This is a genomic window from Massilia mucilaginosa, from assembly GCF_011682145.1.
GTDB classification, from domain to species: Bacteria; Pseudomonadota; Gammaproteobacteria; order Burkholderiales; family Burkholderiaceae_D; genus Telluria_A; species Telluria_A mucilaginosa.
In genome coordinates, this window is sequence record NZ_WHJH01000344.1 from 1 (window position 1) to 291 (window position 291).

1 protein-coding gene is annotated in these 291 nt (G+C 64.3%); it reads right to left on the reverse strand.

Annotated features, from left to right (window positions below):
- Nucleotides 1–12 precede the first annotated feature (12 nt).
- A partial coding sequence (locus F2P45_RS35915) for a hypothetical protein (protein ID WP_223164949.1) occupies nt 13–291 on the reverse strand: 279 nt, incomplete at its 5' end.

The following is a 291-nucleotide window of genomic DNA, read 5'->3' on the forward strand; positions in this document are numbered from 1 at the left end:
GGCTCAAGTAAGTTACTGCGCTACCGCCTTGGGCGCGCTCGACGCGCCCAGTGTCGCGCTGGCCGCGATCAGCAGCATTGCACAGCCGAGCCCGGCAAACTCGAGCGGCATGACGAAGATGGGCGCATCGCGCACCCGCGCATCGTGCCCGCACCCAGGAAGCCACCCACGCTGAACAGCTGGCCTTCGCCCAGGCCGACATGGCCAGGAAGGCGAGGCGGGTGGAAAGACGTCGTTGCGCTCCGGTACCTGACATAATTTCTTTTGGAAAATGGTAACGCTCAAGGCGCG